Here is a 19,409-nt window from a genome sequence, read left to right on the forward strand (position 1 = left end):
GCCTACGCCTTTTCCAGGTACTCCGCCTTGTCGACGGCCACGACCTGGTGGACCATGCCCGCCAGCCCCGGGAACGCGGTGAGCTCCGGGTCATCGGTGATCAGGGCCTGGGCGACGCCCCGCGCGTCGGCGATGATCTGCTCGTCGCGGATCAGGGACAGCATCTTCAGACCGGATTTCGCGCCCGACTGGCTCGCCCCGAGGATGTCGCCCTCCCGGCGCAGCTCCAGGTCCATCCGGGCCAGTTCGAAGCCGTCCAGCGTGGAGGCGACCGCGTCCAGCCGGTCGCGGGTCGCGGTGCCGCCGGGCATCTCGGTGACCAGGAGGCACACGCCCGGCGCCGACCCACGGCCCACCCGGCCGCGCAACTGGTGCAGCTGGCTCACGCCGAAGCGGTCGGCGTCCATGATGACCATGCCCGTGGCGTTCGGGACGTTCACGCCGACCTCGACCACGGTGGTGGCCACCAGCACGTCGACCTCCGCCGCCGCGAAGGCCCGCATCACCGCGTCCTTGTCGTCGGTCGGCATCCGGCCGTGCAGCACGCCGACGCGCAGCCCGGCCAGCGGTCCCGCCGCCAGCTCGGCCGCCACGTCGAGGACCGCCAACGGCGGTCGACGATCATCCGCGCCGCCGTTCGGGCTGTCCTCCTCGTCGCCGATGCGCGGGCACACCACGTACGCCTGGTGCCCCTGCGAGATCTCCTCGCGCAGCCGCTGCCACACGCGCTCCAGCCACGCGGGCTTCTCCGCGACGGGGACCACCGTCGTGGCGATGGGGGAGCGGCCCGCGGGCAACTCGCGCAGCGCCGAGGTCTCCAGGTCGCCGTAGACGGTCATCGCGACGGTGCGGGGGATCGGTGTCGCGGTCATGACGAGCACGTGCGGGGACTGGTTCGCGCCCGCCCGCCCGCGCAGGGCGTCGCGCTGCTCCACACCGAAGCGGTGTTGCTCGTCGACCACCACGAACCCCAGCTCCGCGAAGGACACCTTGTCCTGGATCAGCGCGTGCGTGCCCACCACGATCCCCGCCGCGCCGCTGGCCGCGTCCAGCATCGCCTGCTTGCGCTGGGCCGCGTTGAGCGAACCGGTGAGCAGGGTGACCCGGGTCGAGTTCTCGGCCGCGCCGAGTTCGCCGCCCTGGCCGAGGTCGCCGAGCAGGTCGCGCAGGGACCGGGCGTGCTGCGCGGCCAGGACCTCGGTGGGGGCCAGCAGCGCGGCCTGCTTGCCCGCGTCGATGGCCTGCAGCATCGCGCGCAGCGCCACGATCGTCTTGCCGGAGCCGACTTCCCCTTGGAGCAGCCGGTTCATCGGGTGCTCGCCCGCCAGATCGGTGGCGATCGTCTCGCCGACCTCGACCTGACCGGCCGTCAGGGTGAAGGGCAGCCGCTGGTCGAAAGCGTCGAGCAGGCCACCCGACTTGGGCGGGCAGGCCGGGGCGGGACGCGCGCCCGCCGTGCTGCGCCGCCGGGCCAGGGCCAGCTGCACCGACAGCGCCTCGTCCCACTTGAGGCGTTCGCGGGCGGTCTCCAGGTCGGCCCACTCGGCGGGGCGGTGGATGGAGCGGACGGCCTGCTCGTACGGGGTCAGACCGAGCTTGTCGCGCAGCTCGTCCGGGAACGGGTCCTCGATCGCGTCGAGCACCGCGAGGGTCTGCTGCACGCACTGCGCGATCTGCCAGGACTGGATCTTCGCCGACGCCGGGTAGACCGGGATCAGCCCGCCCGCGAACTCCTCCACGGCGGTCGGCTCGGAACCGTCCGCACCGACGTCGCCGTCGAGCAGCTGGTAGTCCGGGTTGGCCAGCTGCAGCTTGTTGCGGAAGGCGGTGACCTTGCCCGCGAACAGCGCGCTGATGCCCGGCTTGAGCTTGTCCATGTGCCAGGGCTGGTTGAAGAACGCGCAGTCCAGCGACCGCTTGCCATCGGTGAGCGAGACCTCGACCAGGCTGCCGCGCTTGGTCTTCATCTGGCGCTTGTTCACCGACACGACCTTGGCCATCACCGTGACGTGCTCGCCGACCTCCAGCCCCGCGATGTCGGTGAGCTGCCCGCGCTCGGCGTACCGGCGCGGGTAGTGGCGCAGCAGGTCACCGGCGGTCTCCAAGTTGAACGCGGCGGCCAACGCGTCCGCCGACTTCTTGCCGACGACCCGGTCCAGCTTCTCGCCCAGCGCTGTCATCACTCCCGCTTCCCAGTCGCGTCGGGTTCTCCCAGGGTGATTGTTTCGGTACCCACCGACACCGGCTCACTCCAGGCCGAGCACCAGCACCGCGTCCGCCTGCCCGCCGCGGTGCACGGCCAGGTCGGCGTCCGGGCGCTCGCGGCGCAGGAACCCGGCCAGCTCGACGCCGAGGTCGTCCGGCGCGTCGCGGCCCAGCAGCGCCGTGACCAGCTCACCACCCGCGGCCAGCATCCGCGCGACCACCCCGGTGGCGGCCCGGACCAGGGCGTCCGGCCCGGGCGGGCCCGGTTCGATGAGCACGACCTCGCCGTCCACGAAGCCCAGCACGTCCGCCGCCCGGCACGGGCCGATCCAGGTGATCGCGTCCTGCTCGGCGACCACGACCGCGCCCCGCCGGGTGGCCGCGGACGCCTCGGCCATGGCCACCACGTCGTCGCCGGTCCGCCTGCGCGGGTCGTGCACCGCGATCGCGGCCAGCGCCTGCACGGGGGAGGCGCACGGCACGACCACCACGTCCTGCCCGCCCGCCACGGCCCGGATCGCGGCCTCGTCGGCCACCGCCATCAGGCCCGCGTCGCCGGGGAGCACGGTGACCTGCGCGGCGCCGGTGCCGGTGATCACCTCGAGGAGGTCGTACGGGCTCGGGTCGGTCACCCCGACCCGCACGACGGCGACGCCCTCGGCGAGGAACAGCTCGGCCAGTTCGTCCCCGCGCACGGCGGCGACCACGGCCCGGTCGTGCGCGAAGCGGCCGGGGGAGGTGTCGTCGGCGAACCGCGCGACCCGGATCCGGTGCGGCCTGCCCGCCTCGATGCCCGCCTCGATGGCGGCGCCGATGTCGTCGCAGTGCACGTGCACGGTCCACAGGCCCTCGCCGTCGCCGACGACCGACACGCAGTCGCCGATCCGGTCGAGCTTGCCGCGCAGGTCGTCCACGGCCGGGTCCGGGCAGTCGGCCAGCAGGTACATGACCTCGTAGGCGTAGAGGTCCGACCCGGCTTCGCGGTCGGTGACCGCGGCGGGGCGGGGGGTGTCGTCGGCGGGCGCGGTCGTGGTGGGTTCCCGCTCGGCGACGACGTCGACCAGCGCGTCGAGGATGACCACGACCCCCCGGCCGCCCGCGTCGACGACCCCGGCCTCGGCGAGCGCGGGGAGCTGGCGGGGCGTGCGGTCGAGCGCCTCGGCGGCCTGGCGGGCGGCGGCCGCGGCGACCTCGTGGAGGGTGCCGGGTCCGGGCACGGCGGCGGCGAGGACGGTGACCATGGTTCCGTCTACGGGCGTAGAAACAGCTTGGGCGGCCAGCGCGGCACCGCGTTCGAGCGCGGCCTGCAGCGTCGGCCCGGTCAGGGTCGGGTGCCCCGCCACCGCCGCCGCCATCCCGCGCAGGAGCTGGGAGGCGATCACACCGGAGTTGCCGCGCGCACCGGCCAGCGCGCCCTTGGCGGCCACGCCGAACGCGCCACCCGCGTCGGCCCGGTCGGCGGCGGGAGCCCTCAGCAGCGCGTCCAGCGCGGCGCGGAGGGTGGTGAGGAGGTTGGAGCCGGTGTCGCCGTCGGCCACGGGGAAGACGTTGATCCGGTCGATCGCCTTCCGGTGCGCGTCCAGCCCCCGCACGCACGCGGCCACCCACCGCCGCACACCGGCCGCGTCCAGGGCTTCGAGCACACTCCACCTCCACGGATTTCCCGCGAGGGTAGCCCGGGCGCACCCCGGTTTGGACCGTGGACGTGGGACCGGTTAACCTGTGTCGACTGCCTGGGCCAGCCCCGGGCTCTTGTACGTGCGTGCTGCCCCAAGTGCCCCTCGCGGGTGCCAGCGGGCGAACACACCAGGACGAAGGAGTGTCTGACGTGGCTGCCGTGTGCGACGTCTGTGGCAAGGGGCCAGGCTTCGGCAAGTCGGTCTCGCACTCGAACCGGCGCACCAACCGCCGGTGGAACCCGAACATCCAGACCGTCCACGCTCGCCTGGGCATCTCCCAGCGCAAGCGCCTGAACGTCTGCACCTCCTGCCTCAAGGCGGGCAAGGTCGTCCGAGGCTGACCCCAGCCCCGTTCGGGTTCAACACCACAGCTTCAGCCACCGGCCCGGTGCTCCCTCGCAAGGGAGCACCGGGCCGGTGGCATTTCGCCTGCCTGCCCGCACCACCCCGCCGTTTGATCCCACACCGCGCGCCCACGCAACACAATTCACCCCACTTCCGCCCCTCTCGCTTTCCTCCCCCGACCATCCCCAGAACCGCCGCAGAACTCGGGCCCCACCCGAACGCGAAGTGTTCCCACCACCTCGCCCCGGCCGCTCGGCTTTCTCCCAACCACCCCGCGACCGCCGCAGAATCCCAAGTCCCCGCTGAACGCGACGTGGCTGTTCTGGACCGGCCTTGAAACCGCTACAAGATCCCAAGTCCCCACAGAACGCAACGCGGCTGTCCCGGACCCACCTCGAAATCGCCGCAGGATCCCAAGTCCCCACAGAACGCAACGCGCCCCTGCCGCACGCCTTGATTGGGTGGACTTGCTTTGCGTGGGGGGACGAGTCTGCCAAGCTTCCCGCGGGTGGGGTGGGCTTGCCCACCCCACCCGGCTTCTCGCCCCACCGCAGGCTCGTAGGGGACCCGCGCAAAGCAAGTTCGCCCAATCGAGGCCCCACATCTTTTCCGCGAACAGCCGGACCGATCAACCCAGCCACGACCCCAACCGGCACCCCGCAGACCACAAGATGATCAACGTACGCCTCCGGCCCAATGCCACTAACTTAGCGCGTTTTCGCTGGCCAGTATCGGTCTAAGCGATTGGCGATCGACCTCTGGAACACTCGGATCAAGTCCACTTGCGACAGTGGGTTGCGTGTTCGCTCGATGCCCCAATGCGGGCCATGGAACTATGGTGTGCCGCAGGGCGTCGTCGCACGTGCCGCCTGCCTCTCGCACGGCACCCTCAAGATGCCGTTGACCTGCAACGATGCTCCGTAAGTTAGTGGCATTGCGCCTCCGGCCCCCAATATCCATTCTAGCGGTGAGGACCGACAGTTCCGAGCGAAGACGATCAAGCCTGTGGACAACTGGAAGCACACCCCAGCGGCACCCGGATCAGCCGCCCCACCCGCCGCCGCGATCCAGCGATGGTCAAACCGATGCCTCCGGCCCCCAGTATCCATCCTAGCGAAGAGGACCGACAGAACCGGAAGATCAACAGCGAGCCTGTGGACAACCGCCGCCGCCCCAGACAGCACCCCGAGTACCGCCCACCTCGCCTGCGAGCAACCCAGCACAAAGAAGCACAAAGAAAAGCGCCCCGAGCCACAATGACCCGGGGCGCCTCCCTAAAACCGCCTACCGCGAAGGCGTCCCGTTCTTGCCCGAGTGCCCGGAAGCGCCGGCCACCGCTCCCATGCTCTCCACAAAGTGCTGCTTCGCCTCTTCCAGCACCGCGAACGTCTTCGCGACCTGCTCCGACACCCGCCGCTCGAACGAATCGGCCTGCTCGTGCCGGGCGGTCGCGTCCGCCAGCTTCGATTCCGCGTCGCTGACGAGTTCGCCCGCGTGCTTTTCCGCCGTCTCGCGCTTCGCCTTGATTTCGGCGTCCGCCTTGGACCGGGCGTCGGCCAGCGCCTTCTCGGTGTCGGCCTTCTGCTTCTCCGCGTCCGCCACCAGCTTCGCGGCCGCCTTCTCCGCCGTTTCCCGCGACACCTTGATGTCCGCGTCCGCCTTGGCCCGGGCCTCGGTGAGCGCCTTCTCGGTGTCGGCCTTCTGCTTCTCCGCGTCGGCCACCAACCGCGCCGCGGCCTTTTCCGCCGAGTCGCGCTGGGTCTTGATGTCGGCTTCGGCGCTGGCCCGCTGGTTGGCGAGGGCCTGTTCGGTTTCCTCGGTCTGCGCGAGCAGCGCGGCCTCGATCGCCGCCGTCTGCTCGGCCAGGCTCTTCTCGACCTCGTCCGTGCGCGCGGCGAGGGTCTGCTCGACCTCGTCGGTTCGCCGGGTCAGCTCCGCCTCGGCGGCCGAGCGCTTGTCCGCGATGTCCTTGTCCGCCCGCGCCTCGGCGGCGGCGCGCGCCTGGGCCGACTCCTCGTCCAGCCGCTCCCGGACGGCGAGTGCCTCGGTGTCGAGCTGGTCGCGGTGGGCCGACGCGTCGTCGTAGAGCTGGGCGATGCGGGCCTCGTTGGCCTTGGTCTGCTTCTCGATCTCCGCGCGGGCCTGCGCCATCAGCTGCTTGTGCTCGTCGGCGAGCGTGGCGCGCATGGTCTCGTACTCGGCGTCGAGCTCGGCGTGGTTGCGGGTGTAGTCCGCCTCCAGCTGCTTGCGGCGCTCCTCCAGGTCCACGATCATCTTGTCGTGCCTGGCGCGCAGGTCCTTGGCGTACGTGTCCGCCTCGGCGCGCACGCCGTTGGCCGCGTCGTCGGCCTGCTTCGCCGTCTTGCCCGCGTACGCCTCGGCGTTGAGCCGGGTCTGCGCGGCGTAGTCATCGGCCGCGGTGCGCGTGGCCGAGGAGTAGCTGTCCGCTTCCTTGCGGGTGGCCGCCCCGTAGTTCTCCGCCTCGGCGCGCGTCGAGGCGCCGTACTCGTCGGCCTGCCGCTTGAACTCGGCGATCTCCTCCTCCGCCAGCTGCATCATCAACCGCACCCGTTCGGTCATGCCCTCGGTGCTGTTGGGGTTCGCGCTGATCCGGTTGAGGCGGGTCGTGGTCTCCAGCAGCTGCTGCTGGAGCGAGCCGAGCGACTTGGTCAGCTCGGCGACCTTCGACTGCGCGTCGTCGCGGCCCTTGGTCGCGTGGCGCAGGTCGTAGGTGAGGCGGGTGACCCGTTCGTTGACCTGGCGGGGGTTGTACCCGCGGAGAACGGTGTCGAAGTGCGGAAGACGGTCGGTGGACTCGGCGTCACCAGAGGGCATTGCCCCACAATAGTATGACCTCCTCCGCTGGGAACCCGCCGGAGTAGTTAATTCCGCGTGGCAGGACGGCGTCACGGATTGCCGACGGGCGCGGCGGGCGCCGCGCATTGGCCGCGCCCGGGCTCGATGCGCAGTCCCAGGTTGGGCAGGCTGAACGGTTGCGGGATGGACATCACCGCGATCTGACCGCGCACCTGGCGGAATTCCGCGAAACCGGCGTCGATGCCCAACCGGTGCTCGGTTACCGGAACGCGAAGCGGATTCGGCAGGAAATTCCCCGCCGCGTCCTTGATCGTCGTCACGTCCTCGCCCGGCACACCGATTTTGACCACACCGTCCATGTCCAGCGCGCCAGTGGCCGAGACGGCGTCCAGTTCGACGTTCTCCGTCCGGATCTCCCAGGTGGACCGGTTGCCGTCCCCTCCGGTCACGTAGACGGTGAACCACGCGCCCAACACCTGTTGTTGGAAGGAAAGGCACAGTTCGTTGAGCCTGCCCTCGGCGAACCCGAGCCTGCCGACGCGGACCACCGCCGTGGTGCCGTCGGCGTTCTGCCGCGTCGCGTCGCCGACGGACAGTCCGAAGTCGGTGCCGTACAGACCGCTGGTGGACAGCGTCAGCGTGCCGCCCTGGATGACCAGGTTCGCCGCGACAGCACCACTGGCCACACGCGTACCCAGGAAACCCGCCAGCACCAAGGCGGGCAGCGCGAGCGCGGCGGCGCGGCGCCAGTGGGTCCGGCCGGGCGCGTCCCGTCCGGGATGGTCGGCGGTGGCTTCGTGCTCGGGGTTGCGCGCGGTCATGAGCCGCCCCGGCTGGTGACCGTGAGCGTGGCCCCGGGCAGCCGCACCGGGTTGTCGCGGCCGCTGCTCGGCGTGGGGTTGAACGCCTTGAGGGCGTACAGGTCCATGCGGACGTCGCACAGGTGCACGCTGAGTGCGAGGCCGAAGTCGAGCAGCCAGGCGGCGGGGAGCGCGCACAGCAGCAGCGGGCTGGACGCGTAGAGGTTGGTGGCCCACAGGTCGGTCTGCATCTGCTGCCCGGCCGCGTTGGTGCCGCCGAGTTGGGTGGTGCCGGTGGAGGACAGGGAGAGCGCGTAGTTGGCCCGACTGCTGTCGGCGATGGTGAGGTCTTCGAGGGTGAGCGCGCGGAAGGTGTAGTGCGCGGCTTGGAAGGACACGCCGTTCGCGTCGACGATCGTCTCGGTGCCCTTGTACTGGATCGACGCCGCGTAGCCCGCCCGCGCGGTCACCTTCATCGGTTTGTCCTTCGGCGCGGTCAGGAACCCGACCTGCGGCGCCGGGGTCGGCCGCGTGGTCTGCGCCGCCGCGCTCAGGTAGTCCAGGTCCGGTACGACCGCGGTGCCGACCAGCAGCGTGAAGATCGCCGCGAACACCAGCGGTGCCCGGCCCCTCACGCCGCGCCCTCGGAGTCCACAGTGGATTCGCGGGGACGCTTGGGGCCCCAGCCGAAGGTCATCGCGCCGCCGAGCACGCCGAGCAGCATGCCGACCAGGAACCCGCCCAGGTTCGACCCGACCAGCGAGGCCACCGCGAACAGCACGCCGAGGAAGCCGACGAGGTGCCTGCCGCGCGGGGCGAACCACGCGCACAGTCCGAAGAGGATCAGCCCGCCGCCGAGCAGGTACCCGGAGATCCCGGCGAACCCCGCCGTGAGCACGACCGCGATCGGCGCGAACGTCAGCGACATGACCGCCCACCCGCCGAGCACCATCCACAGCCCGCCCCAGAACGGCCGGGTGCGGCGGAAGGCGGTGAACCAGCGCAGGGCGGCCGCGCAGGACTTCGCCGCGTCGACCGCGCGGGCGGTCACGGTCACCATCTTCAGCACTCCACGGTCCCGGGCACGATGCCCAGCGCCAGCTTCGGCAGGGTGATGTTGCCGCTGATCTCGGCGGTGAACGCGTCCGCGCGCAACCCGGTCACCCGCACCACGCCCGCCTCCAGGCCGAAGGCGCCGACGGTGCCGCCCTCCAGCGGCTGGCCGCCCATCTGCACCTGGTGCGCGGTTTTGCCCAGCACCATCTCGGAGAACTGGCTCTGCGCGCCCTGCACGGCGTTCGCCTCGAGGATGAGGTTGTAGGCGTCGATGACGTCCGGTCCGCCGTCGGCCTTGCCGTCGACCGGCGACCCGGCGTTGAGCTCGAGCGTGTACGGCAGGCCCAGGATCGTCTGGTGGATCACCGCGCACAGCCCGTCGAGCCGGGCCGACTGGAAGCCCGCGCGGGCCATCGCCTCGCCCTTGCCCGCGGCGGAACCGTCGGCCAGCTGCCTGCTGTGCAGGAACGCGGCGAACCCACTGCCGTTGACCTGGTCCGAGCGCAGGGTGAACGGCTGGCCGGAGACGAAGAAGTTCGCCGCGACCACCCCCTGGGCCATGGCGACGCCCAGCGCGCTTGCGACGCCGAGCGCGGGCACTGCGACGAGGGACGCGCGGCTCCAGCGGGTCCCGCGCCGACCGGTGGCCGCCGCGTCCCGGACCTCGCCCGCCCAGTTCCGGAGCCGCGCCCAAGGCGGCGTGCGCTGCGGGAGTCGGGGCATCGGCGCTCCTGACGTCGGCGTTGCGGGGCGGTCACGATGACAAAGCCCTGGTGACGGCGACAAGGGGCCGTTTGACCTAGAGCGTGACCTGAAGTCACAGTTACTTCGTCGTAACAGCTACTTTGCGTGACGTCGACGGGTAAAGGTGGCGAGCGGTCTCCATGGTCAGCGAGGTGTGCGCCGATTCAGGACGCTTCGTGAACGGTGATCGATATCACCGTGGGTCACTTGATAACGGTTTGATAATACCTACCATCGGGTAATGTGCCCGCCCGTGCGCTGGCGTGTGCTGGGGGCGGTGGCCGGAGTGCTGGTCACCCTGGTGGTCGTGACCGCGGTGGTGGCCGCGATCATCGCCGTGCCCGTGTCCGGCGACAGCATGCGCCCCGCCTTCGCCGACGGGGACCGCGTCCTGCTGCACCCGTTCCGCGGCCCCGACGACGTCCGCCGCAGCGACGTCGTGGCCGTCCGGTTCGCCGCCGACGGACCGCTAGTGCTCAAGCGCGTCGTCGCTGTCGCGGGCGACCGCGTGCGCATCGACCCGGGGCCGGTCGTGCGGTTGCTGCCAGACGGCGAGACCCGGTGGCGGATCGTGCCGACGGCGGGGGACTGGGGGAGCAAACCGGTGTCCTGCTGCGGTCCCGATGGCGCAGCGGCGCAGGAGTCCGCCGATGCCTTGGTGCCCAACGGCAAGCTGTTCGTGCTCGGCGACAACCCCGGCGCCTCCGACGACTCGCGCGCCTTCGGCTGGGCCGCCCGCGACCTCGTGCGCGGGGTCGTCTGGACCACCGCATGGCCGCTGGATGGCTGAGGGCGCGGGCCTGGCAACTGGTGAACCTTGCCGCTCAACCCATTGAACAGTAACGAATTCCTAATGACTCGCACCCTGCTCGGAGGCTCCAGACGTCGCAGAACCGGTTTCGTCGCGGTCCTCACCGCGACCGCCGTCGCCCTCCCGCTCTCCGCGGTGGCGTCGGCTGTCGAGGGCGACTACATCGTCGTTCTCAACGGCACATCAACGGAATCCGTCGCCGAACGCCACGGCGTCGAGGTCGACCACCGCTACAACACCGCCCTGCGCGGGTTCTCCACCCGCCTCTCCGCCCGCGAGGCCCGGTCGCTCGCGGGCGACCCGGCGGTCGACTACGTCGTCGCCGACACCCCCGTGCGCGCCACCGGGGGCGGCGACCAGGAGAAGCCGCCGTCCTGGGGGCTCGACCGCATCGACCAGCGAGCGCTGCCGCTGGACAACCACTACCGCTACCGCACCCGCGCTTCCGACGTGACCGTCTACGTCATCGACACTGGCGTGCGCGCATCGCACCACGACTTCGGGGGTCGGGTGCGCGGCGGGCACGACTTCGTCGACAACGACGACGACCCGGACGACGGCAACGGCCACGGCACCTTCATGGCGGGCATCGCGGGCGGCGAGACCTACGGCGTGGCCAAGGGCGTCACCATCGTCCCGGTGCGGGTGCTCAACAACAGCGGCTCGGGCTCCAACGCGGCGGTGATCGCGGGCATCGACTGGATCACCGCGCACGCGAGCGGCCCCTCGGTCGTCAACATGAGCCTCGGCGGCCCCCCGAACCAAGCGCTCGACGACGCCGTCCGCCGCTCCATCGCCGCCGGGGTCGTCTACTCCGTCGCCGCGGGCTCGTCCGCGGGCCAGGCGAGCCGCAACTCCCCGGCGCGCGTCGCCGAGGCCATCACCACCGCCGCGATCGACAGCTCCGACCGCGCCACCTCGAACTCCAACTTCGGCCCCCTGGTCGACCTCTACGCGCCCGGTTCCGGCATCACCGGCCCGTGGATCACCTCCGACACCGCCGGCAACACCATCAGCGGCACCTCCACCGCCACCGCGCACACCACCGGCGCCGTCGCGCTCCGCCTCGCCCGGCACCCGGACAGCACCCCGGCAGAGGTCCAGGACGCGCTCAAGCGGCACGCCTCCACGGGGGTCGGCGGGCTCCCGGCCGACACCGCCGACCGGATCCTCTACACCGGACCGTTCCACCACTGATCCACAACCGACACGTTTGCGACACCCGTGTGACACCGGCCCGGCAAACGCACTTCCGGGCCGGTGGACACGAGCGGTCGGTTGGGCGCGCTCCCGGCGCGGCCGTCCGGGTGAGACCCCTGGCGCGCTCGTGCCCCGGCCGGCAGCATCGCGGCGGTGCGCGTTCGGCCGGGGGCCGACAGTGACGGACACACCACGCCGCGAGGACGCCGGCGGGGGTGGTCGCGAGAGGGAGCCGGGCGCGCGCGGCCCATGCAAGAGACGACCGGGGAGACCGGCGCGCCCGCGCGCCGCCCCGACGAGAGGACCCACCGTGCCCTCAGGTGGCAGACGGCGACGCGTCGCCGTGCCCTTGGTCGCCGCGGCCCTGGCCGCCGCCCCGACCGCGGCGCACGCGCAGCCGTCGACCCGGCCCGACCCGTTCGCCACCGCGCAGACCAAGGGCACCCGGGTCGAGCGGGAGATCAGCGGGGCGGGCGCGGTGGCCCGGTTCTGGGCCGACTACTCCGCGGGCGCCACCGGCGACGCCATCCGCAAGTCCGCCGCCATCGTCGACGCCCGGCTGCGCGCCCAGGGCACCGCGGCCGACCCCGTCCGCCGCGCGGTGCGGATGCTCGCCGCGCACGCCACCGGCGACCACCGCCGCGCCTGGTGCGAGCGGCTGTCCCTGGACGGCGCCCGGGTCCCCGCCGAGCACGCCGAGTTCGTCACCGCCGCGCTGGCCGCGTCCGACCAGGCGCTCGGCCTCGCCCGCCCGGTCCCGGTGCCGACCGCGCCCGGCGCCTACACCGACCACCTGGCCGCGCGCATGGCCGACGGCGACACCCGCACCTTCTACTGGAGCGACGGCGCGCCCACGACCGGCCAGCAGTACGTGCTCGACCTCGGTCGGGTGCGTCCGGTCGAGCGGGTCGCGGTGGCCATGGGCACCGCGCAGCGACCGCTGGACGTGCTGCGCTCCGGCGTGCTCGAGGGCTCGGTCGACGGCGTCACCTGGACGACCGTGCGGCGGCTGACCGGCCACGCCACCGTCGCCGCGGACTTCGGCGCCGCGCGCGACCTGCGCTACCTGCGGCTGCGCGCGACCGCGGGCCAGCGGCACTGGCTGGCCGTGCGGGAGATCACCGTCCGCCCCGGCCCGGCCGACGTCTACACCGACGGCGACCCGACGACCGGCCTGCGCGGCCGGGCGGCCGAGGTGCCGCTGGGCACGGCCGAGGCGATCGACCGGATCGTGGTGCTCGCTGGCCCGGACACGCCCGCGGGCGCCAAGGTCGAGGTGCGCGACCAGGCGGGCGGCTGGCACACCGTGGGGCGGCTCGGCGGCGAGTACACCGACGTCGAGGCCCGCGGCGCCGTCGCGGACGGCGTGCGGGTGGTGCTGCCGGTGGGGCAGGCGGGGGTGCGCGGGGTCGACTCGACGGGGATCGACGTCCGTGAGATCGTGGTGCGTCCGGCCGAGTGAACGTCCGTTAATCTCGGCGGTCTCGCGGTAGCCTGGGTCGGCGGGAAGATCTCGCGTCGCGGCGCGTTGTCGCCGTAAAACCTCGATGGCGAATCGATCAGGATGGCGTCTGTCACGTGGGACGGCGTTCCCGCGAACTGGGACATGAACGATAAACTCCGGCGACCGACTTTCTCCAGGTAGCAGGAGGTAACCGGGCATGTTCCGAAAGGTGCTCGTCGCCAACCGAGGCGAGATCGCCATCCGGGCGTTCCGAGCCGGGTACGAACTCGGGGCGGGGACCGTCGCGGTCTTCCCCTACGAGGATCGCAACTCCCCGCACCGGATGAAAGCCGACGAGGCGTACGAGATCGGCGAGCCGGGGCACCCCGTGCGCGCCTACCTCTCGGTCGAGGAGATCATCAAGGCGGCCCGCAAGGCGGGTGCCGACGCGGTCTACCCCGGGTACGGCTTCCTCTCGGAGAACCCGGAGCTGTCCCGGGCCTGCGCCGAGGCGGGCATCACCTTCGTCGGCCCGGACCCGGACATCCTCGAACTGACCGGCAACAAGGCCCGCGCGATCGCCGCGGCCAAGGAAGCCGGCCTCCCGGTGCTGCGCTCCACCGCGCCGTCCAAGGACGTCGACGCGCTGCTCGCGGCGGCCGACGAGATCGGGTTCCCGATCTTCGTCAAGGCCGTGGCCGGTGGTGGCGGGCGCGGCATGCGCCGGGTCGAGGAGCCCAAGGCGCTGCGCGAGTCGCTGGAGGCGGCGATGCGCGAGGCGGAGTCGGCCTTCGGCGACGCCACGGTGTTCCTGGAGCAGGCCGTGCTCGACCCGCGGCACATCGAGGTGCAGATCCTCGCCGACGGCGCGGGCAACGTGATCCACCTCTACGAGCGCGACTGCTCGCTGCAGCGGCGGCACCAGAAGGTGATCGAGATCGCGCCCGCGCCGAACCTGCCCGTCGAGGTGCGCGACAAGATCTGCGCCGACGCCGTGGCCTTCGCCCGGCACATCGGCTACAAGAACGCGGGCACCGTCGAGTTCCTGCTCGACACCCGCGGCAACCACGTCTTCATCGAGATGAACCCGCGCATCCAGGTCGAGCACACGGTCACCGAGGAGGTCACCGACGTCGACCTGGTGCAGTCGCAGCTGCGCATCGCCTCCGGCGAGACGCTGGCCGACCTCGGCCTGGGCCAGGACGACATCTACCTGCGCGGCGCCGCGCTCCAGTGCCGGATCACCACCGAGGACCCGAGCAAGGGCTTCCGCCCCGACACCGGCATGATCTCCGCCTACCGCTCCCCGGGCGGCAGCGGCATCCGCCTCGACGGCGGCACCGCGGCGGGCGCGGAGGTCAGCGCGCACTTCGACTCCATGCTGGTCAAGCTCACCTGCCGGGGCCGCGACTTCGCCGCCGCGGTGCGCCGGGCCAAGCGCGCGGTCGCCGAGTTCCGCATCCGCGGCGTGGCCTCGAACATCCCGTTCCTGCAGGCCGTGCTCGACGACGAGGACTTCGTCGCGGGCCGGGCCACCACGGCGTTCATCGAGCAGCGACCGCACCTGCTCACCGCCCGCAGCTCCGCCGACCGCGGCACCCGCCTGCTGACCTACCTGGCCGACGTCACGGTCAACAAGCCGCACGGCGAGCGCCCGAAGGTCATCGACCCGCGCGAGAAGCTGCCCGCCGTCGACCTGTCGGTGGCGCCCCCGGCGGGCACCAAGCAGAAGCTCGTCGAGCTGGGGCCGGCGGGCTTCGCCCGCTGGATGCGGGAGAACCCGCGCGTGGGCGTCACGGACACGACGTTCCGCGACGCGCACCAGTCCCTGCTCGCGACCCGGGTGCGCACCAAGGACCTGCTCGCCGTGGCCCCGCACGTGGCCCGGTCGACGCCGGAGCTGTTCTCCCTGGAGTGCTGGGGCGGCGCGACCTACGACGTGGCGCTGCGGTTCCTCGCGGAGGACCCGTGGGAGCGGCTGGCGGCGCTGCGCGAGGCGGTGCCGAACATCTGCCTCCAGATGCTGCTGCGCGGCCGCAACACCGTCGGCTACACGCCGTACCCGACCGAGGTGACGGACGCGTTCGTCCGCGAGGCCACGGCCACCGGCATCGACATCTTCCGCATCTTCGACGCCCTGAACGACGTCGAGCAGATGCGTCCGGCGATCGAGGCCGTCCGGGAGACCGGCTCGGCGATCGCGGAGGTGGCGCTCTGCTACACGGCCGACCTGTCGGACCCGGCCGAGCAGCTGTACACGTTGGACTACTACCTGAAGCTGGCCGAGCAGATCGTCAACGCGGGCGCGCACGTGCTGGCGGTCAAGGACATGGCGGGCCTGCTGCGCCCGCCCGCCGCGGCTCGGCTGATCACGGCGCTGCGCAAGGAGTTCGACCTCCCGGTCCACCTGCACACCCACGACACCGCAGGTGGCCAGCTGGCGACGTACCTGGCGGCCATCCAGTCCGGAGTGGACGCCGTGGACGGCGCGGTGGCGTCGATGTCCGGCACCACCTCGCAGCCGTCGCTGTCGGCGATCGTCGCGGCGACCGACCACAGCGACCGGGATACCGGGCTGTCGCTGCAGGCGGTGTCGGACCTGGAGCCGTACTGGGAGATCGTCCGGCGCGTGTACCGGCCGTTCGAGGCGGGCCTGCCGTCGCCGACGGGACGCGTGTACCACCACGAGATCCCGGGTGGACAGCTGTCGAACCTGCGCACCCAGGCCGTGGCCCTCGGCCTGGGCGACCGGTTCGAGGAGATCGAGACCATCTACGCCGCCGCCGACCGGATGCTCGGCAGGCTGGTGAAGGTGACGCCGTCGTCGAAGGTCGTCGGCGACCTGGCCCTGCACCTGGTCGGCGCGGGCGTCGACCCGAAGGACTTCGAAGCCGACCCCCGCCGCTTCGACATCCCCGACTCGGTCATCGGTTTCCTGCACGGCGAACTCGGCGACCCGGCGGGCGGGTGGCCAGAACCGTTCCGCTCCAAGGCCTTGCAGGGCCGCGCGGCCCCCAAGGGCGTCGCGGAACTGACCGAGGACGACCGCGCGGGTCTGGCGAACGACCGCCGGGCCACCCTGAACCGGCTGCTGTTCCCGGGGCCGACGAAGGAGTTCCTGGCCCACCGCGACCAGTTCGGCGACACGAGCGTCCTGGCCAGCAAGGACTTCTTCTACGGGTTGCAGCAGGGCAAGGAGTACGCGGTCTCCCTCGACCGGGGCGTGACGCTGCTGATCGAGCTGGAGGCGATCGCGGAGGCGGACGAGCGCGGCATGCGCACCGTCATGGCGACGCTGAACGGCCAGCTGCGGCCGATCCAGGTCCGCGACCGCAAGGTCGCCTCGGACCTCCCGGCGGCGGAGAAGGCGGACCGCAACAACCCCAACCAGATCGCGGCCCCCTTCGCGGGCGTCGTGACGCTGGCGGTGGCCGAGGGCGACCAGGTCGAGGCGGGCGCCACGGTGGCCACGATCGAGGCCATGAAGATGGAGGCCGCCATCACCGCCCCCAGGGCGGGCACGGTGGCCCGGCTCGCCATCAGCAAGGTGCAGCAGGTGGAAGGCGGCGACCTGCTGGTCGTCCTGAGCTAGCGCGAAAGACAAGGGCGGTTGGCGGCCTGCGGGCCACCAACCGCCCTTCGCGTTCGCGGGGGCGCGCGAGCATGCCCTCCGGCCCCCGGGAACCAATGCTAGAGGTGACCACTGACAAAACTGGCGAATCGCTGTTGGGTGCCTGTGGACAACTTCGCCGAACCTCGCTCCATCGGGCGGCAATCCCGCCTTCTGTTCGCGGGGAGCGGGCCACCTGCCGCTCACTTGTCCACAGGCTTGATCGACAATTCCCCGAAACCGTCACCCCTCGCCGGTGAAGTGGGTACCGGGGGCCGGAGGCGTGGGTTGATCATGCTCGGCGCCTCGGCCACCACTCGGCTCCGCCGTGGCGAGGTGTCCACGGGCATGACCGTCTCTGCTCGGAACCGCCGGTGGCAGCCGGAAAACTCGGATTCCGACATGACCGTCAAGCGCGCGGGGTGTGACCTACCCAGAGATCAACCCCGCGCGGGACCAACGATGACGTGGCCGGTCGGGGTCAGCCCGGCCAGTTCGCGTCGCTGGTGACGACGGTCAGGCGCTGGGTCGCGCGGGTCAGTGCCACGTAGAGGGTCCGTGGGCCGGTCAGGGACTCCGTCACCATTTCCTCCGGCTCCACCAACACCACCGCGTCGTACTCCAGGCCCTTCGACTCCAGGCCGTCCACGACCCGGATCCGGGAGTTCCCCACCGCATCCGCCGCCAAGCGCATCGGTTCCACCCGACTCGTCGCGGTGATGATGCCGACCGTGCCGTCCACCACGCCCAACAGTTCGCGCGCCGAATCGACTGCCGTGGCGGTCAAGGCGTCGAAGTCGACGACGTGGATGGTCGGCTCGACGCCCGTGCTGCGCACCGCGTGCGGCAGCTGGTCCTCGGTGGCCACGTGCCGCACCACGCGGCCCGCCAGGTCGAAGATCTCCGCCGAGTTCCGGTAGTTCGTGCGCAGCCCGAACCGCCGGTGCTGGGTGCGCGGGCCGCCGAACGCGGCCTCCCTGGCCTGGGCCGCCTCCGGGGGGTCCGGCCAGGACGACTGCACCGGGTCGCCGACCACGGTCCAGCTCGCGTACTTCCCGCGCCGCCCGACCATGCGCCACTGCATCGGGGACAGGTCCTGGGCCTCGTCGACCACGATGTGGGAGTACTCGTCGTAGTGCTCGCGGTGGCGGCCCGTCGGCGCGGGGGCGAACGGGTCGTGCTCCGCCCGGCGCCTGCGCTTCGGCGGTTTGCCGAGCAGCACCCGGAGTTCGTCGAGCAGCGCCACGTCGGCGGCGGTGAAGCCCACCGACGGGTCGGCCCACGAGTCCGCCAGCATGTCCACTTCGGAACGCGTCAGCACCCGGCCCGCGGCGCGCGCCAGGTGCCTGCGGTCGGCCAGGCCGCGCAGGACCTCGGCGGGGGACAGCAGCTGCCACCACACCACCACGAACCGGTGGAAGTCGATGCGCTCGCCCAGCTCGGTCAGCAGCTCCGCGCGCTTGACCGGGAAGTCCTCGTACGAGTCCGCCTTGCGCCACAGGGCGTCCAGCAGCGCCTCGGCCGCGTCCACCCGGGACTGGTTCGGCGGGCGGCGGCCGTTGTGCACGGCCGCGCGCACCTTCGCCAGCTCGCGGGCGTCCAGCTTGAGCACCTCGCCCCGGTACATGATCCGCAGCTCGGTCGGCGCGTCGGCCGGTGCCTCGCGGATCGCCCGCTTGAGCACCCGCCGCATGCGCAGCGAACCCTTGACCGCCGCGACCGGCGCCGGGTCGACGCGGGTGGCGGCGACACCGTCCAACACGTCGCTGAGGGAGCGCAGTTCGACCGTGTCCTCGCCCATCGACGGCAGCACCCGCGAGATGTACGAGGTGAACGCGGGGGAGGGGCCGATCACCAGCACGCCCGAGCCGCCCATGCGCTTGCGGTCGCGGTAGAGCAGGTACGCCACGCGGTGCAGCGCCACGGCCGTCTTGCCGGTGCCCGGACCGCCGGTGATCTCGGTGACGCCGCGCCACGGCGCCCGGATCGCCTCGTCCTGCTCCTTCTGGATGGTGGCCACGATGTCGCGCATGTTCTCGCCGCGGGCGCGGGTCAGGCTCGCCATCAGCGCGCCCTCGCCGACCACCGGCATCGAGTCCTGCCTGCTCTCCGGCATCAGCAGGTCGTCGTCGATGTCGACCACGGACTGTCCGGTCGAGCGGATGACCCGACGGCGGATGACGGCCATCGGCATCTCGGCGGTGGCCTGGTAGAACGGCGCCGCGGCGGGCGCGCGCCAGTCGGTGACCAGGTTCTCGAACTCGCTGTCGCGCACCCCGAGGCGCCCGACGTACATCGTCTCGCCCTCGGTGGTGTCGAGCCGCCCGAACACCAGGCCCTCGTGCTCGGCGTCGAGGCTGCGCAGGATCTGGTTGGCGTGGCGGACCATCACGTCGCGCTCGAAGAGCATCGCGGCCTGCTCGAACACGGCCTCGTTGCGCGCGCCGTGGGCGAGTTCGTCGCCCCGCGTGCGCATGGCCCGCGCCTCGTCGCGCATCTCGGCGACACGCGCGTAGACCATGTCGACGTGCTTCTGCTCGACCGCGATCTCGGCCTCTCTCACAGAGGTTTCCGACACGCAGCGCTCCCACAGTTTCGTTCTGACGGAAGAGCGAGATTACGCGCTTTACCCGTGCGGTGAATCAGCCGCGTGGTGGATGTGCTCTGCCTCACCCGTGCCACAGCGATCTGCGTCACC

13 protein-coding genes are annotated in these 19,409 nt (G+C 71.8%); 5 read left to right on the plus strand and 8 right to left on the minus strand.

Annotated elements, in window-relative coordinates:
• Nucleotides 1-2 precede the first annotated feature (2 nt).
• Nucleotides 3-2,180, minus strand: coding sequence for an ATP-dependent DNA helicase RecG (gene recG, locus V5P93_RS08725; protein ID WP_104482012.1), 2,178 nt, complete (start codon nucleotides 2,178-2,180; stop codon nucleotides 3-5).
• Between the two features lie 66 nt (nucleotides 2,181-2,246).
• Nucleotides 2,247-3,848 (minus strand): DAK2 domain-containing protein, encoded by a 1,602-nt coding sequence (locus V5P93_RS08730; protein ID WP_104482013.1) that lies wholly within the window; start codon nucleotides 3,846-3,848, stop codon nucleotides 2,247-2,249.
• A gap of 185 nt (nucleotides 3,849-4,033) precedes the next feature.
• Between V5P93_RS08730 and rpmB the strand changes: the two genes are divergently transcribed.
• Nucleotides 4,034-4,225, plus strand: a complete 192-nt coding sequence (gene rpmB, locus V5P93_RS08735; protein WP_018682090.1) for a 50S ribosomal protein L28 — start codon at nucleotides 4,034-4,036, stop codon at nucleotides 4,223-4,225.
• 1,288 nt (nucleotides 4,226-5,513) lie between these two features.
• On the opposite strand, the gene V5P93_RS08740 is transcribed toward rpmB, so the two are convergent.
• The 5 genes from V5P93_RS08740 to V5P93_RS08760 form a co-directional block, all read right to left on the minus strand.
• Nucleotides 5,514-7,064, minus strand: coding sequence for a hypothetical protein (locus tag V5P93_RS08740; RefSeq protein ID WP_104482014.1), 1,551 nt, complete (start codon nucleotides 7,062-7,064; stop codon nucleotides 5,514-5,516).
• Nucleotides 7,065-7,135: 71 nt separating this feature from the next.
• On the minus strand, nucleotides 7,136-7,867 hold the full coding sequence (locus tag V5P93_RS08745; protein ID WP_104482015.1) for a DUF6230 family protein: 732 nt from the start codon (nucleotides 7,865-7,867) through the stop codon (nucleotides 7,136-7,138).
• On the minus strand, nucleotides 7,864-8,481 hold the full coding sequence (locus tag V5P93_RS08750) for a hypothetical protein (protein WP_104482016.1): 618 nt from the start codon (nucleotides 8,479-8,481) through the stop codon (nucleotides 7,864-7,866). Before V5P93_RS08750 ends, V5P93_RS08745 begins: the two co-directional genes overlap by 4 nt.
• Nucleotides 8,478-8,906, minus strand: a complete 429-nt coding sequence (locus V5P93_RS08755; RefSeq protein ID WP_104482070.1) for a DUF6114 domain-containing protein — start codon at nucleotides 8,904-8,906, stop codon at nucleotides 8,478-8,480. The genes V5P93_RS08750 and V5P93_RS08755 overlap by 4 nt, the downstream gene beginning before the upstream one ends.
• Before the next feature lie 2 nt (nucleotides 8,907-8,908).
• A complete protein-coding gene (locus tag V5P93_RS08760; RefSeq protein WP_104482017.1) occupies nucleotides 8,909-9,625 on the minus strand; it encodes a DUF6230 family protein in 717 nt (238 codons plus the stop codon).
• Nucleotides 9,626-9,899: 274 nt separating this feature from the next.
• Between V5P93_RS08760 and lepB the strand changes: the two genes are divergently transcribed.
• The 4 genes from lepB to V5P93_RS08780 all read left to right on the plus strand — a co-directional run bounded on the left by lepB (nucleotide 9,900) and on the right by V5P93_RS08780 (nucleotide 16,693).
• A complete protein-coding gene (gene lepB / locus V5P93_RS08765; protein WP_181043775.1) occupies nucleotides 9,900-10,436 on the plus strand; it encodes a signal peptidase I in 537 nt (178 codons plus the stop codon).
• 63 nt (nucleotides 10,437-10,499) lie between these two features.
• Nucleotides 10,500-11,654, plus strand: a complete 1,155-nt coding sequence (locus V5P93_RS08770; protein WP_104482019.1) for a S8 family peptidase — start codon at nucleotides 10,500-10,502, stop codon at nucleotides 11,652-11,654.
• 313 nt (nucleotides 11,655-11,967) lie between these two features.
• Nucleotides 11,968-13,119, plus strand: a complete 1,152-nt coding sequence (locus V5P93_RS08775) for a discoidin domain-containing protein (RefSeq protein ID WP_146108271.1) — start codon at nucleotides 11,968-11,970, stop codon at nucleotides 13,117-13,119.
• Between the two features lie 199 nt (nucleotides 13,120-13,318).
• On the plus strand, nucleotides 13,319-16,693 hold the full coding sequence (locus V5P93_RS08780) for a pyruvate carboxylase (protein ID WP_104482021.1): 3,375 nt from the start codon (nucleotides 13,319-13,321) through the stop codon (nucleotides 16,691-16,693).
• Nucleotides 16,694-17,192: 499 nt separating this feature from the next.
• Here V5P93_RS08780 and V5P93_RS08785 read toward each other — a convergent pair whose 3' ends face one another.
• On the minus strand, nucleotides 17,193-19,289 hold the full coding sequence (locus V5P93_RS08785) for an ATP-binding domain-containing protein (protein WP_104482022.1): 2,097 nt from the start codon (nucleotides 19,287-19,289) through the stop codon (nucleotides 17,193-17,195).
• Nucleotides 19,290-19,409 lie beyond the last annotated feature (120 nt).

Origin of the sequence: Actinokineospora auranticolor, assembly GCF_041897805.1 — a bacterium.
Lineage (GTDB): Bacteria > Actinomycetota > Actinomycetes > Mycobacteriales > Pseudonocardiaceae > Actinokineospora > Actinokineospora auranticolor.

Bases quoted from the DNA above. Each gene is read 5' to 3' on its own strand.
- recG (WP_104482012.1), bottom strand. From the start codon at position 2,180: ATGACAGCGCTGGGCGAGAAGCTGGACCGGGTCGTCGGCAAGAAGTCG.
- V5P93_RS08740 (WP_104482014.1), bottom strand. From the start codon at position 7,064: ATGCCCTCTGGTGACGCCGAGTCCACCGACCGTCTTCCGCACTTCGAC.
- V5P93_RS08745 (WP_104482015.1), bottom strand. From the start codon at position 7,867: ATGACCGCGCGCAACCCCGAGCACGAAGCCACCGCCGACCATCCCGGA.
- V5P93_RS08755 (WP_104482070.1), bottom strand. From the start codon at position 8,906: ATGGTGACCGTGACCGCCCGCGCGGTCGACGCGGCGAAGTCCTGCGCG.
- V5P93_RS08760 (WP_104482017.1), bottom strand. From the start codon at position 9,625: ATGCCCCGACTCCCGCAGCGCACGCCGCCTTGGGCGCGGCTCCGGAAC.
- V5P93_RS08770 (WP_104482019.1), top strand. From the start codon at position 10,500: ATGACTCGCACCCTGCTCGGAGGCTCCAGACGTCGCAGAACCGGTTTC.
- V5P93_RS08780 (WP_104482021.1), top strand. From the start codon at position 13,319: ATGTTCCGAAAGGTGCTCGTCGCCAACCGAGGCGAGATCGCCATCCGG.